Raw genomic sequence first — 13274 nt, 5'->3', positions numbered from 1 at the left:
GTCTCCCATTAAGGGGTCGTACGCATGGTTGCCCTGGATCACCCCAAGCCCGCCGAACAGCCCGTGGACCAGACCCAAGGGCCGACGGACGCCCGTATGACCGGACGGATGCGGCTCGTCCTCGTCGTCCTCCTCCTCGCCCAGTTCATGCTCGCCGTCGACTTCTCGATCCTGAACGTCGCCCTGCCCGTCATCGGTCAGGGACTCGGCTTCAGCCTCGGCGGCCTCCAGTGGATCGCCACCGCCTTCGCCCTCGCGGCGGCCGGCTTCACCCTGCTCTTCGGGCGCGTCGCCGACCTCGTCGGCCGCCGCCGGCTCTTCCTCGGCGGCATGGCGCTCCTCGGCGTCTCCTCCCTCGTCGGCGGCCTCGCCACCGGCCCCGAGCTGCTGATGGCCGCCCGCGTCGCCCAGGGCCTCGCCACCGCCGCCGTCACCCCCGCCGGCCTCTCCCTGCTCACCGCCTCCTTCCCCGAGGGCCCGCTGCGCGCCCGCGCGCTCGGACTCAACGGCGCCCTCATGTCCGCCGGCTTCACCACCGGCGCGATCCTCGGCGGCGTCCTCACCGACCTGCTCTCCTGGCGCTGGGCGTTCCTCGTCAACGTGCCCGTGGCCCTCGCCGTCCTCCTCGTCGCCCCCGCCGTCCTCACCGAGAGCCGCCCGGCCGTCCGCCCCCGGCTCGACGTGCCCGGCGCGATCACCGTCACCGGCGGACTCCTCGCCCTCGTCTACGGCCTGACCGTCAGCGGCGAACACGGCTGGACCGACCCGACCGCGCTCACCGCCCTCGCCGCCGGCGCCGCGCTCCTGGTCGCCTTCGTCCTCGTCGAACGCCGCGCCGCCGCCCCCCTCGTACCGCTCCACATCCTCAAGCGCCGCACCGTCGTCTGGGGCAACCTCGCCGGGCTCGTCGCCTTCGTCACCGAGACCTCGCTGGTCTTCCTGATGACGCTCTACCTCCAGGACGTCCTCGACTTCTCCCCGCTCGCCGCCGGCCTCTCCTTCGGCGTCCTCGGCGCCGGCACCGTCCTCGGCGGGGTGTTCGCCTCCCGCTTCATCGGCCGCTTCGGCGCCCGTACGGCCCTGGTCTCCGGCGGCCTCCTCCAGGCCGTCGCCACCCTCGCCCTGTACGGACTCGGCGAGGGCCCGGGAAGCCTCTGGCTGCTGCTCGCCGCGACCTTCGCGGGCGGCGTCGGCAACATGCTCGCGATCGTCGGCTTCATGGTCACCGCCACCTCCGGGATCCCCGACCACGAGCAGGGCACGGCGACCGGGCTCGCGACGATGACCCAGCAGATCGGCATCACCATGGGCACCCCGATCATGAGCGCCGTCGTCGTCACCGCGCCCGTCCTCCTCGACGGCATCGGCCTCGCGGTCCTCGTGAACGCGGCGATCGTCGCCGCCGGAGCCGTACTCGCCGGCCTCTTCCTCCGCCGTACGTGACGGGCGGCCGGGTACGCGAAAGGCCGGACCCCGCACAGGGGGTCCGGCCTTTCGTCATACGACGACTACACCGGCCAGTACGACCGCGCCCAGGCCCGCGGGCCCGGCCGGTGACGCACCGACCGCGCGATGCGGGACGGGTCCGACCAGCCCTCCGGCGCCGCCGGGCCGCCGCTCTCGGCGGACGCCGCCGCCGTCGCCGCGGCCCGTGCCTGAACCACCGCCAGTGCGGCGGCCAACTCCTCCGGGGTCGGGTTTCCTCGTACGACCTTGATCACAACGGCTCCTTCAGCGCTCGTACGGGTTACAGCGGGATGTTGCCGTGCTTCTTCGGAGGCAGGGATTCCCGCTTCGTCCGCAGCTGACGCAGCCCCTTCACGATCTGCGGGCGCGTGTCCGCGGGCATGACCACACCGTCGATGTAACCGCGCTCGGCCGCGATGTACGGGTTGAGCAGGGCGTCCTCGTACTCCCGCATCAGCCGCGCCCGCTCCGTCGCTGCCTTGTCTGCGTCCCCTGCCTCCTCGATCGTCCTGCGGTGCAGGATGTTGACCGCGCCCTGCGCGCCCATCACCGCGATCTGCGCCGTCGGCCACGCCAGGTTCAGGTCCGCGCCCAGGTGCTTCGAGCCCATGACGTCGTACGCGCCGCCGAAGGCCTTCCGCGTGATGACCGTGATCAGCGGGACCGTGGCCTCCGCGTACGCGTAGATCAGCTTCGCGCCGCGCCGGATGATGCCGCCGTACTCCTGGTCCACACCCGGCAGGAAGCCCGGCACGTCCACGAAGGTCAGGACCGGGATGTTGAAGGCGTCGCAGGTACGGACGAACCGCGCGGCCTTCTCGGACGCGTCGATGTCGAGGCAACCCGCGAACTGCATCGGCTGGTTGGCGACCACACCCACCGGGAAACCCTCGACGCGGCCGAAGCCGGTCAGGATGTTCGGCGCGAACAGCGCCTGCGTCTCCAGGAACTCACCGTCGTCGAGGACGTGCTCGATGACCTTGTGCATGTCGTACGGCTGGTTCGCCGAGTCCGGGATCAGCGTGTCCAGCTCGCGGTCCTCGTCCGACACCTCGGTGTCCGCGACCTCGGGGAAGGTCGGCGGCTCCGAGAGGTTGTTCGACGGAAGGTAGGACAGCAGGGACTTCACGTACTCGATGGCGTCCTTCTCGTCCCCCGCCATGTGGTGCGCCACGCCCGAGGTCGCGTTGTGCGTCCGGGCCCCGCCCAGCTCCTCGAAGCCCACGTCCTCGCCGGTCACCGTCTTGATGACGTCGGGACCCGTGATGAACATGTGCGAGGTCTGGTCCACCATCACCGTGAAGTCGGTGATCGCGGGGGAGTAGACCGCGCCGCCCGCGCACGGGCCGACGACCAGCGAGATCTGCGGGATCACGCCGGACGCGTGGGTGTTGCGGCGGAAGATCTCGCCGTACATGCCGAGCGCGCTCACACCCTCCTGGATACGGGCGCCGCCGGAGTCGTTGATGCCGATGACGGGGCAGCCCGTCTTCAGCGCGAAGTCCATCACCTTGATGATCTTCTGGCCGTACGTCTCGCCGAGCGCGCCGCCGAAGACCGTGAAGTCCTGCGAGAAGACGGCGACCGGGCGCCCGTCGACCGTGCCGTAGCCGGTGACCACACCGTCTCCGTACGGACGGTTCTTCTCCAGGCCGAAGTTGGTCGACCGGTGCCGGGCCAGCTCGTCCAGCTCGACGAACGAGCCCTCGTCGAGCAGCAGCGCGATCCGTTCGCGCGCGGTCAGCTTGCCCTTCGCGTGCTGCTTCTCCACCGCACGCTCCGAGCCGGCATGGGTGGCCTCGTCGATACGGCGCTTGAGGTCCGCGATCTTGCCTGCGGTCGTGTGAATGTCGATCTCGTACTGCTCTGCCGGCTCGGACATCGGGATGCGGCTCCCTGCCTGGTCACGGGGGGTTCGTTGACTACGAATGGGCTACTGCTCAGCTACTGAGCCGTAGCGTATCGACGCCGATACGGTTCGGCACTGCGGTCTTTGCCACACCTAGTCTGGCTTGCATGACGTCCTCCCAAGGCTCCGGCGGACCCTGGTCCGACCTCGACCGGCCCCCACTGAACGCCCCCGCACTGCGCCGCGCACTCGTCCTACCCGACGGGCTGTGGACCTCGCTCGACGTGGTCACCAGCACCGGATCCACCAACAGCGACCTCACCGCCCGCGCCGACGAGCTGCCCGAGGGCGCCGTGCTCGTCGCCGAGGAGCAGACCTCCGGCCGCGGCCGCCTCGACCGCGACTGGACGGCGCCCGCCCGCTCCGGGCTCTTCGTCTCCGTCCTCCTCAAGCCGGAAGTGCCGGTCCACCGCTGGGGCTGGCTCCCGCTGCTCACCGGCGTCGCCGCGGCGACCGGCCTCGCGAAGGCCGCCGGGGTCGACATGTCCCTCAAGTGGCCCAACGACCTGCTGGTTTCCGTGGCGGGCGAGGAACGCAAGACCGGCGGCATCCTCGCCGAGCGGGCCGGCGCGGACGCGATCGTCGTCGGCCTCGGCATCAACGTCACCCTCCGCGAGGACGAACTGCCCGTCCCCGCGGCCGGCTCGCTGCTCCTCGCGGGCGCGGTCTCCACCGACCGGGACACCCTCCTGCGGGCCGTCCTGCGCTCCCTCGCCGAGTGGTACGGCGACTGGGTACGGGCCGACGGCGACCCCGCCGAGTCCGGGCTCCAGGCGGCCTACGCGGCCGGCTGCGCGACCCTCGGCCGCCGCGTCAGGGCCGAGCTGCCGGGCGAGCGGATGCTGGAGGGCGAAGCGGTGGCCCTGGACGGCGACGGCCGCCTGGTGGTCGCCACGGAGGGCGGCGGCACGGAAGCGGTAGGAGCGGGCGACATCGTCCACCTCCGGACGTAGGTGTGGGCATGCGTTCCGCCTGGGGGTCCCCCTGGACGTAGTCCTTGGGGGAGGGCGGGACGGGTGGGCACACCCCACCGGCGCGCGGCGCCCTCGTGGCCGTTCACCCCGAGGGCCCGCGCGCCCGAGGGGCCCCGCACGACAGGAGGGCCCGTACGACAGGAGAGCCCGTACGACAGGCCCCAGGAACACAGGCGGCAGCCGTTAAGGCGTGAGCCAAGCCACAGCTGTCGTATCGTGGACCGCGATCCAGGGCGACAGATCGGCAGGGCAAGTGGGCAGGGAACGGGCAGGAGGCGGCCGGTGACCGTCGACGACGAGAACGAGGGCGGCGCGCCCGAGCCTCCCACGTACCCCACCCCCCATCACGAGGTCGACCACACGGCCGAGCCGAGCGACGATCCGCTCGCCATCCGCCTCGAACAGCTCATCCTCGGCGCGGACCGTCGCTACACCCCCTTCCAGGCCGCCCGCACGGCCGGCGTCTCCATGGAACTCGCCTCCCGCTTCTGGCGCGCCATGGGCTTCGCCGACATCGGCCAGGCCAAGGCGCTCACCGAGGCCGACGTCCTCGCGCTGCGCCGGCTGGCCGGTCTCGTCGAGGCCGGGCTGCTCAGCGAGCCGATGGCCGTGCAGGTCGCCCGTTCCACCGGACAGACCACCGCCCGGCTCGCCGAATGGCAGATCGACTCCTTCCTGGAGGGCCTGACCGAGCCGCCCGAGCCCGGCATGACCCGCACCGAGGTCACGTATCCGCTGGTCGAGCTGCTGCTGCCCGAGCTGGAGGAGTTCCTCATCTACGTCTGGCGGCGGCAGCTCGCCGCCGCCACCGGCCGGGTGCTCGTGCAGGCCGCCGACGACGAGGAGATGGTCGACCGGCGGCTCGCGGTCGGCTTCGCCGACCTGGTCGGCTTCACCCGGCTGACCCGCCGCCTGGAGGAGGAGGAGCTCGGCGAGCTCGTCGAGGCCTTCGAGACGACCTGCGCCGACCTGGTCGCCGCGCACGGCGGCCGGCTCATCAAGACCCTCGGCGACGAGGTGCTGTACGCCGCCGACGACGCCGGTACGGCCGCCGAGATCGCCCTGCGCCTGATCGAGACCCTCAGCCACGACGAGACGATGCCCGCGCTGCGCGTCGGCATCGCCTTCGGCACCGTGACGACCCGGATGGGCGACGTCTTCGGCACGACCGTGAACCTCGCGAGCCGGCTCACCTCGATAGCGCCGAAGGACGCCGTCCTCGTCGACGGCGCGCTCGCGGAGGAGCTGTCCAGGACGGGTGAGGCGCCCGTCTCGGAGACGGAGGCGGCCGAGGAGGCCGCCCGCGCGGAGAAGGAGGGCCGCAAGGCCACCACGTACCGCTTCGCGCTCCAGCCGATGTGGCAGCGCCCCGTCCGCGGCCTCGGCGTCGTCGAACCCTGGCTCCTGACCCGCCGCCCGACCTAGGATCTCCGGTGAACGCCTGTTAACAGCCGTTAACAGGCTCTGAATCGGGAGGGTGCGGTCATGTCCGAGCAGCGCTTCGGTGAGTTCGTGGTGGTCCGGAAGGACGGGGACGGGCACGTCGCCGAGCTGGTCCTCGACCGGCCCAAGGCGATGAACGCCGTCTCCTCCGAGATGGCCCGCTCCCTCGGCGCCGCCTGTGAGGCGCTCGCCGCCGACGCCTCCGTCCGCGTCACCGTGCTGACCTCCTCGAACGACCGGGCCTTCTGCGTCGGCGCCGACCTCAAGGAGCGCAACACCTTCACCGACGCCGAGCTGGTCCGCCAGCGGCCGACCGCCCGCGCCGCCTACACCGGCGTCCTGGAGCTGCCCATGCCGACCGTCGCCGCCGTGCACGGCTTCGCCCTCGGCGGCGGCTTCGAGCTGGCGCTCGCCTGCGACGTGATCGTGGCCGACGCGACCGCCGTGGTCGGTCTCCCCGAGGTGTCCGTGGGCGTCATCCCGGGCGGCGGCGGTACGCAGCTGCTGCCGCGCCGGGTGGGCGCGGCGCGCGCGGCGGAACTGGTCTTCACGGCCCGCCGGGTGGAGGCGGCGGAGGCCCGCGAGCTGGGTCTGGTCGACCTGCTGGGCGAGGACGCGCGGACGGCGGCGCTGGAGCTGGCCGGCCGGATCGCGGCCAACTCGCCGGTCGGGCTGCGGGCGGCGAAGAAGGCCATGCGGCTGGGGCAGGGCCTCGACCTGCGGGCGGGCCTCGAGGTCGAGGACGCGGCCTGGCGTTCGGTGGCGTTCTCGGGGGACCGCGCGGAGGGTGTCGCGGCCTTCAACGAGAAGCGGAAGCCGAACTGGCCCGGCGAGTAGTTGTTGCCGTTTTGCGCCACATGTTACTTACGGTGACGTCTCAGAGGTGAAAACAGGTCAAACCTCCCTAAGCTGGAGGAATGGGTGAGGACGGACGGCTGCGGGCCGTAGTGGCGCTGGCGCAGGGGATGGCGGCGGCGCACACTCCACGCGAGTTCTGGCGGGCGGCGGCGCTCGGGGCCTGCGAAGGCCTCGACGGCACCTTCGCCGCCCTCTCCGTCTGGCAGCGGGACCACGGCCGCCTCAAGGTCCTCGTGAACGCCGGGGAGCGAGCCCTGGGCGAGGAGGAGTTCCCGGACTCGGAGACGTATCCGGTGCACCAGTTTCCCGAGATCACCGAGTTCCTGCACGAGCAGTGGGCGGGCGGCGGGGAGCCGGACGCCTGGGTGGAGACCGCCGACGACCCGGTGCGGACGGGCCGGGTGGCGGGTCTGCGGCGACGCGGGCGGGGCTGCTGCGTCGTGGCCCCGATCGTGCTGCACGGGCGCGCGTGGGGCGAGCTGTACGTGGCCCGCCCACCGGCGGCGAAACCTTTCACCCGCGCGGACGCCGACTTCGCCACCGTCCTGGCGGCGGTGGTCGCGGCGGGCATCGCCCAGGCGGAACGCCTGGAGGAGGTCCGCAAACTCGCCTTCACCGACCCTCTGACGGGACTGGCCAACCGGCGGGCCGTCGACACCCGCCTGGACGAGGCCATCGAGCGCTACCGGGTGGACGGCTCCGTCGTCAGCCTGATGGTCTGCGACCTGAACGGCCTCAAGCGGGTCAACGACACCCATGGCCACGCGGTCGGCGACCGCCTTCTCGAACGGTTCGGCTCCGTCCTCTCCCGCTGCGGCGCCATGCTCCCCGGCGCCCTCGCGGCCCGGCTCGGCGGCGACGAGTTCTGCCTTCTGACGGTCGGCCCGACGGCGGACGAGGTGGTCGCGGTCGCGGAGGAGCTGTGCGTACGGGCCGCGGAGCTGGAACTCGGCGAGGGCGTGGCCTGCGGGGTGGCGTCGACCGGTGACCCGATCGGCCCGCTCAGGTCGGCGCGCCGCCTCTTCCGGCTCGCGGACGCGGCCCAGTACCAGGCCAAGGCGGCGCGCTCGACGAAGCCGGTGGTGGCGGGCCGCGACGGCGCGGTCGTCCGCCTCGCGGACGCGCCCCCCGGGGCCCGCGACCGCCGCCGCTTCAGGGACGCGCCACCGGTGGACCCGCCACGCGAGCACCCGCCTGAGGGCTCCTGAGCGGACGGGGGCGCCGGAGCTCGTGTGCCAGGGTGGCCGCCATGGGCATGGACATGGAAATGCACTGGCAGTCGGAGAGCCCCGAGCTCTGGGCGTTCCTGGAGTCACTGGACCCCGGCGAGATCCTGTCCGGTACGGTCGCGGCGATCGAACGGTTCGGGGTGTTCGTGGCCTTGGACGACGGGCCCGACCATCCCACGCTGCCCGGCGTGGGGTTCATCGTGATCCCTGAACTGTCCTGGCGGTACTTCGACGCTCCGACCGACGTCGTAGAGGTCGGACAGCGCGTCGCGTGCGAGTTCCTCCAGTTCGACACCTACAACGCCGAGGCCAGGCTGTCCCTGAAGGCCCTGCAGCCCGACCCCCTCCGGGCCTTCGCCGACCGGACTGAGGTGGGCCAGGAACTGCGCGGGACGGTCGACAGGGTGATGCCCTTCGGCGTCTTCGTCGACATCGGGGACGGACTCGTCGGGCTGGTGCCCTTCGAGGGGATCCGCATCGACGGAGGCCAGATCTCGGGCAGGGCCGTGGCCGGTGCGGCGGACGCCTTCCCGACCTGCGGCGAGATCTCCGTCGTCGTCACGGCCATCGAACGGCCGCAGCGCAGGGTGCGCCTCGCTTTGCCCCGCAGCCCGTCGCCGCTCCAGAGCCGCTGACGCGACCGGGGCTGGGGGAGGTGTCTGGGGCGGGCGTGCCTCATGGGCTTCTGGCGCGGCCGCCCTCTTTCCGAGTGTGGCGTCCTCCACCACCGCGTCAAGGGCGCTCCTTCGTCGCGTCGGCTTCGCCGATTCCGCTTCGCTCCACCCTTGACCCGGCGGCGGAGGCCGCCTTTTCACACTCGGAGGGCGGCCGAGGGCCGGGGCCACGCGGGGGCCACGGGGGTGGTTGCGCGCCGAGGGCGCCGGTCGGGCCGGTGGGCGGGGCGAGGCCGGGCATCGGTGGGGCGTGTGTTGGCTGTGTGCCTGGGTGGGTGGGGGCTTGGTTCGTTCCTCGGGCCGGTGGGTGAAGTCCGGCCGGTTCGGCGTGCGCGGTTGTTGAATGGGGCGGCCCGGCTTGGCTTGGCGGGTTGCGGCCGGCGGTTGGCGGGGCTTCAGGCCCCGCTGGTCTGTGTTCGTGGGTGGTGGGAGCGGTCGGCGTGAGTTTCTTGCACTTTCATCGCCCGATTAGGGTGATTCGCCCCCAATGGGGGTTAATCCGGGGGCTGTTACTCGGAGAAATGCAGAGTTACTCACGCCCCACCCACCAGGAGTGACCAGCGGGGCCTGAAGCCCCGCTACGAACCACCTTCCGACGCCAAGCCGGAGCCCGACCGCCCCATTCAACAACCGCGCACCCCGAACCGGCCGGCGGAAGCCCATCCCCCTCGGCCGCGAACCAAGCCCCCACCCACCGGCCGGCACACGCACGCGGCGAGCGGCCGCTGCCCGGGCCCTACGCGTGACCCCGCCCCCTGGACCGCCCTCCGAGAGTGTTTTCGCTCCTGGAGGTGGTGGGTCAAGGGTGGCCGAAGGCCATCGCGCAGCGACGCGACCGCAGGGAGCGCCCTTGACGCACCACCGGAAGGAGCGACTCTCGGAAAGAGGGCGGTCCCACCCGAGACTCACCAGACACGCCCACCCTGAGCGGCTGACCCCCGGCAGTCGCCGCAGAGTGTCTCGTCGGCCACCGGCCGGAAGAGCATCGACTGGGTGTGTGCGCCGCTCGCGCACTCCCGCGCGCCTTCGAGGCGCGACGAGAGCCGAGCACCTGACGGGGGCGGGGACGGTTCGGACCGGGGGAGCGTGCGGGGCGGGACCTCGCGCAGCAGGTACCGCACGAGCCCGCCGGGCCGCTGTACGGGGGTTCCGGCGCCGGGCAGGCCCCGCAGGATGTGCTCGTGGACGTCGACGGAGGTGTGCCCCGCTGCGAGCCAGCGGGCGGCTAGCCCGGTGAGCTCGTCACGCATGCCGGGTGGGATGTGCCGAAGGGCAGGCGAGAGGAGAGGCAAGGCGCCGACGAGGGCGCGGGCTTCGTCGAGCTGGGCGGCGGTCTGAACCCCGGGCTGGGCATCGGCCTGAGCGTCGGGCTCGTCCGGTGCCCCGTCGAAGGGCTCGGGCTGCGTCCCCGGCTCAGCCTCGGCCGCCGGCCGACCCTCCGCTTCCGCTTCCGCCTCCGTCCCCGGCGGAAGGTTGGAGGTGTCTTCCCTACGGTCTTTCTCTGGATGACCGTCGGTCGACGGGGGTGTCGGCTGACCGACGGCCGGGCCCGGATCGCTCGGTGCCACCTGCGGATACACCCGCTCGATGCCGTTGTGGGCGGGCATGCCGGCGAAGATCTTGGCCGCTTCCTCAGGGCGTAACGGCGTGCTGGAGACGAGCTGTTGGGTGACCCAGAGCCCGCCGCCCACCTGGACCCGGCGCTCGTGCACGTACCCCTCGGCCTTGAGTTGCCGCTTGGCCGTGGTGAAGGAAGTCGCCCCGATCCGGGCGCGCTTGGCGGTCTCCGACAGGGTTTCGCGGGCGTGCGCGGGGAGGGAGAGCTGCCAGGTGAGGAGGCGCGCGGCGTGGGAGTCGAGGCGCGGGTGCCGGATGATCTCGTGCGAGAACTGGCTGAAGGCACGAGAGGGCGCGATAAAGTTGCGGTAGATCACGGGTGGACTGCTTCCACTGGTGGTTCAGGCCCTCGTCGTTGGTTACCGCCGCCGACGGGGGCCGTTTTGCTGCGAACGTACCGCACGGGCATATGCCCGCAGCGACACGCGGAGTGAAGACCCCCCGTACGAGTGACGACGTGCGGTTCCGCTTTTCCTACTCGTTTGACACACTGGGGTGTATGTCCGAGACGACGTACAACATCGGTGAGGGACCGGCGACACGCGTCAGCCTCTCGTTGCCCGAGGGGACGGCGGAGGCGATCCGTGCCCGGGTCGGCAAGCGGGAGTTCTCCGCGTTCGTCGCGGCGGCTGTCGAGCGGGAGTTGCGAGGCCAGGTGCTGGACGAGTACCTGGCGGACTACGAGGGCCGCAAGGGGCCGGTGTCCGAGCAGGCGAAGCGGGATGCGCGCCAGGTCTTCGACGAGGTCTTCGCGGAAGAAGGCCAGTGGCCCGCCGCAAGCTGAGTCACGAGGGGACACTCGTCCTCGACTGCGAGGGGCTCTCCAAGCTGCTGGCCGACGACGAGACCGTGGTGGCCATGGTCATGGAGGCGCGCTCGCGCGGCATGGAAGTCGTGATCTCCGCACCGACCGTCATCGAAGCCGTCCACGCGCGGACGAACAAGGCCCGCCTGAACTGGGCGCTGTCCGGCCTGCGCGTCGTACCGGTGGGTGACGAGGAGGCGAGGGCGGCCTCGGTGCTGCTGGTGGCGGCCGGCCTCCACGGCCACAAGTACGCCATCGACGCGGCCGTGGCCGAGGCCGCCCTGCGGCAGCAGCGTCCCGTGGTCATGCTGACGTCCGATGTCGACGACATGACCATGCTGTGCGATGGCCGCGTTCGACTCGTCGCCGTGTGACGCCCCTCCCGGGTTGTGTCAGTAGTAGCCCTTCGCGCCGTCGAGCAGTTCGCGGATGATGTCCGCGTGGCCCGCGTGGCGGCCCGTCTCCTCGACAAGGTGGATGAGCATCCAGCGGAGGTTGGCGCCGCCGGAGCGGTAGCCGGTGTGGCGGCCGACGTCGTCGAGGGACGCCGCCGCGACGATCTCGTTGCTGCGGGCGCACTGGGCCTCGTACTCCGCGAGGAGGTCGGCGAGGGAGCGGCCGTCGGTGTGCCAGTCGGTGTCCTCGGCCGACTCGTCGAACGCCGGGTTCAGCTTCTCGTCGCCGCCGAGGAACAGCACCTCCAGCCAGGTGTGTTCGGTCCAGCGCGCGTGGGAGAGGAGACCGGCCATCGTCATGGCCGGCGAGGTCGGGATGACCGAACGGTGCGCGTCCTCGTCGCTCAGCCCCTCGCACTTCCAGCGCAGGATCTGCCGCTGAAGGTCCAACCAGCCGATGAGCGCGGTGCGTTCGTCCGCTTGAAGCGGGGGACGTTCCAGTTCAGAAGTCATGCGGGCGCACGCTACCGGAGCGGCCGGGAGGGGACACCTGGATTTGCGGGGCGTTCCCGGCGACGTACTGATGACGCGTACGGCCCCCCGCGAGGTCAGGCTGGCGTGTTCCTCGGGACTCGCCGTCCAGCACTGGTCCATCGCCGCCTCCCACAGGTACCCGCTGGGGCGGACCAGGGTCAGCAGATTCCCGCGCAGGCCGTGCACTTGACCAGTGAGGGCACGCTGCAACGACCACGACGCCTGCGTCGACGTCGCCGACAACCTCCCCCGCATCCTCGTCCGGGACCCGCCACCCCGGCCGCCTGGGCCGCCTGCACCGCGTTCGCGCGGACGTACGCGGTCTGACCCCTACTGGATGCTCCAGCGCGGCGGGTGTCCGGGATCCGTGGGGCAGGTGAAGACGTTCAGTTCGCCGTGGTTGCCGACCACGACCCCGGTGGGCACGGCCGCCGGGTGCGGGCGGAGGCCCTGGTCCTCCAGTGGGGTCCAGCTGCCGCTGCCGCCGTCCCACTCGGAGGTGTCGACCGTCAGCAGGAGGCGCATGGGGGTCGCGCAGGTCGAGCAGTCCATCGGGTACGGGTCCGTCTTGTGCCAGGATGCGTATCCGCCGGCCCGCCAGCCCGGCGGGATCGACAGGTCGTACTGGTAGGCCACGGGGTCGGCCTCGTCCTCCCGTTCCTCCGCCTCCTCCTCCAGTGCTTCCTCCCAGGCGTCGATCCGTGCGCACAGGTCCTCGGGCAGCAGCCCGGCGAAGGGGTACGTGACCACTTGCTCCGGGTGCAGTGCGCAGGGGTCGGGGACGTATCCCTCGTAGCCGACGACCTCCGGCTGCGGCGGCGAGGTCAGTGCGTCGACGACCTCCGCCGCCCTGCGCCAGCGCAGGTGGAGCAGCATGCTGTAGCCGGTGGGGCGGTGGGCGTCGAAGGGGCACCAGAAGACCTGGAGCAGGTCGGCGCCGTCCGGGCCGGCCGGGAGATCCGGGACGTCCCGCGCGTACAGCTGCGCGAGGCCGATCAGGGGCAGCGGATCGTTCTCGCTCGCTCCCGGCACCCGGTGCTCGCGCTCCAGTTCCTCGACGAGCCGCAGCTCCTCCTCCGTCAGACCCCGCCGCGGGTCCCGGGCCTCCGCGGCGGCCATGACCTCGCGCTTTCGGCGGATGTCCGCCGGGCGACGCCCGCGCCCGCGGCCGTGGACCTCGGTACACACCGGCCACGGCTCGTCCGCCGGCCACAGCATCGGCCCGCCGACGGAGCTCTCGAACGGGCCGGGGCGCCCCGGCCGCGGGTGCAGCCGGGTGGTCGTACCCCGGTGGGCGGCGAGCTCCGGGAACAGCGCTTCGACGTCGAGCGGACGGGGCGGGGTGGTCCTGTTCATGGAGGCGACCCTA

At 72.0% G+C, this 13274-nt stretch carries 13 protein-coding genes; 8 read left to right on the top strand and 5 right to left on the bottom strand.

The genetic code is table 11. The annotated features are described in order from the left end of the window. Window positions 1–24 precede the first annotated feature (24 nt). Window positions 25–1443: an MFS transporter gene (locus N5875_RS14695; protein WP_318208872.1), complete on the top strand. Its 1419-nt coding sequence runs from the start codon at window positions 25–27 to the stop codon at window positions 1441–1443. A 65-nt stretch (window positions 1444–1508) separates the two neighbouring features. Here the strand turns inward: N5875_RS14695 and N5875_RS14690 are convergent, their stop codons facing one another. Then, window positions 1509–1721 carry an acyl-CoA carboxylase subunit epsilon gene (locus N5875_RS14690; RefSeq protein WP_318208873.1) on the bottom strand — a complete coding sequence of 71 codons (213 nt, stop codon included), beginning with the start codon at window positions 1719–1721 and terminating at the stop codon, window positions 1509–1511. Window positions 1722–1747: 26 nt separating this feature from the next. After that, window positions 1748–3349 (bottom strand): acyl-CoA carboxylase subunit beta, encoded by a 1602-nt coding sequence (locus N5875_RS14685; RefSeq protein WP_318208874.1) that lies wholly within the window; start codon window positions 3347–3349, stop codon window positions 1748–1750. Window positions 3350–3483: 134 nt separating this feature from the next. Between N5875_RS14685 and N5875_RS14680 the strand changes: the two genes are divergently transcribed. From N5875_RS14680 to N5875_RS14660, 5 genes are all read left to right on the top strand, one after another. Beyond that, window positions 3484–4329 carry a biotin--[acetyl-CoA-carboxylase] ligase gene (locus N5875_RS14680; protein WP_338494214.1) on the top strand — a complete coding sequence of 282 codons (846 nt, stop codon included), beginning with the start codon at window positions 3484–3486 and terminating at the stop codon, window positions 4327–4329. A gap of 303 nt (window positions 4330–4632) precedes the next feature. Next, window positions 4633–5775, top strand: a complete 1143-nt coding sequence (locus tag N5875_RS14675) for an adenylate/guanylate cyclase domain-containing protein (RefSeq protein WP_318208876.1) — start codon at window positions 4633–4635, stop codon at window positions 5773–5775. A 60-nt stretch (window positions 5776–5835) separates the two neighbouring features. Further along, entirely contained in the window at window positions 5836–6630 is a 795-nt protein-coding gene (locus N5875_RS14670; RefSeq protein WP_318208877.1) for an enoyl-CoA hydratase-related protein, read from the top strand. A gap of 80 nt (window positions 6631–6710) precedes the next feature. Beyond that, entirely contained in the window at window positions 6711–7859 is a 1149-nt protein-coding gene (locus N5875_RS14665) for a sensor domain-containing diguanylate cyclase (RefSeq protein ID WP_338494210.1), read from the top strand. 41 nt (window positions 7860–7900) lie between these two features. After that, a complete protein-coding gene (locus N5875_RS14660) occupies window positions 7901–8515 on the top strand; it encodes a S1 RNA-binding domain-containing protein (protein ID WP_338494208.1) in 615 nt (204 codons plus the stop codon). Window positions 8516–9459: 944 nt separating this feature from the next. Here N5875_RS14660 and N5875_RS14655 read toward each other — a convergent pair. Next, window positions 9460–10488 (bottom strand): hypothetical protein, encoded by a 1029-nt coding sequence (locus N5875_RS14655; RefSeq protein ID WP_338494205.1) that lies wholly within the window; start codon window positions 10486–10488, stop codon window positions 9460–9462. Between the two features lie 182 nt (window positions 10489–10670). Between N5875_RS14655 and N5875_RS14650 the strand changes: the two genes are divergently transcribed. Both N5875_RS14650 and N5875_RS14645 read left to right on the top strand, forming a co-directional pair. Then, the gene (locus N5875_RS14650; protein WP_318208881.1) at window positions 10671–10955 is read left to right on the top strand and encodes a hypothetical protein; all 285 of its coding nucleotides are present in this window, start codon (window positions 10671–10673) and stop codon (window positions 10953–10955) included. Beyond that, window positions 10937–11350 carry a DNA-binding protein gene (locus N5875_RS14645; RefSeq protein WP_318208882.1) on the top strand — a complete coding sequence of 138 codons (414 nt, stop codon included), beginning with the start codon at window positions 10937–10939 and terminating at the stop codon, window positions 11348–11350. Before N5875_RS14650 ends, N5875_RS14645 begins: the two co-directional genes overlap by 19 nt. A gap of 18 nt (window positions 11351–11368) precedes the next feature. Here the strand turns inward: N5875_RS14645 and N5875_RS14640 are convergent, their stop codons facing one another. Beyond that, window positions 11369–11884 (bottom strand): DinB family protein, encoded by a 516-nt coding sequence (locus N5875_RS14640; RefSeq protein WP_318208883.1) that lies wholly within the window; start codon window positions 11882–11884, stop codon window positions 11369–11371. Window positions 11885–12235: 351 nt separating this feature from the next. Beyond that, window positions 12236–13261: a hypothetical protein gene (locus N5875_RS14635; protein ID WP_318208884.1), complete on the bottom strand. Its 1026-nt coding sequence runs from the start codon at window positions 13259–13261 to the stop codon at window positions 12236–12238. Window positions 13262–13274 lie beyond the last annotated feature (13 nt).

This window comes from Streptomyces sp. SJL17-4, assembly GCF_036826855.1.
Classification (GTDB): Bacteria; Actinomycetota; Actinomycetes; order Streptomycetales; family Streptomycetaceae; genus Streptomyces.
The sequence above is the reverse complement of the archived record's forward strand: the minus strand, read 5'-3'. Positions and strand labels throughout refer to the sequence as shown.

Bases quoted from the DNA above. Each gene is read 5' to 3' on its own strand.
- N5875_RS14650 (WP_318208881.1), top strand. From the start codon at position 10,671: ATGTCCGAGACGACGTACAACATCGGTGAGGGACCGGCGACACGCGTC.
- N5875_RS14685 (WP_318208874.1), bottom strand. From the start codon at position 3,349: ATGTCCGAGCCGGCAGAGCAGTACGAGATCGACATTCACACGACCGCA.
- N5875_RS14665 (WP_338494210.1), top strand. From the start codon at position 6,711: ATGGGTGAGGACGGACGGCTGCGGGCCGTAGTGGCGCTGGCGCAGGGG.
- N5875_RS14660 (WP_338494208.1), top strand. From the start codon at position 7,901: ATGGGCATGGACATGGAAATGCACTGGCAGTCGGAGAGCCCCGAGCTC.
- N5875_RS14680 (WP_338494214.1), top strand. From the start codon at position 3,484: ATGACGTCCTCCCAAGGCTCCGGCGGACCCTGGTCCGACCTCGACCGG.
- N5875_RS14635 (WP_318208884.1), bottom strand. From the start codon at position 13,261: ATGAACAGGACCACCCCGCCCCGTCCGCTCGACGTCGAAGCGCTGTTC.
- N5875_RS14695 (WP_318208872.1), top strand. From the start codon at position 25: ATGGTTGCCCTGGATCACCCCAAGCCCGCCGAACAGCCCGTGGACCAG.
- N5875_RS14670 (WP_318208877.1), top strand. From the start codon at position 5,836: ATGTCCGAGCAGCGCTTCGGTGAGTTCGTGGTGGTCCGGAAGGACGGG.
- N5875_RS14640 (WP_318208883.1), bottom strand. From the start codon at position 11,884: ATGACTTCTGAACTGGAACGTCCCCCGCTTCAAGCGGACGAACGCACC.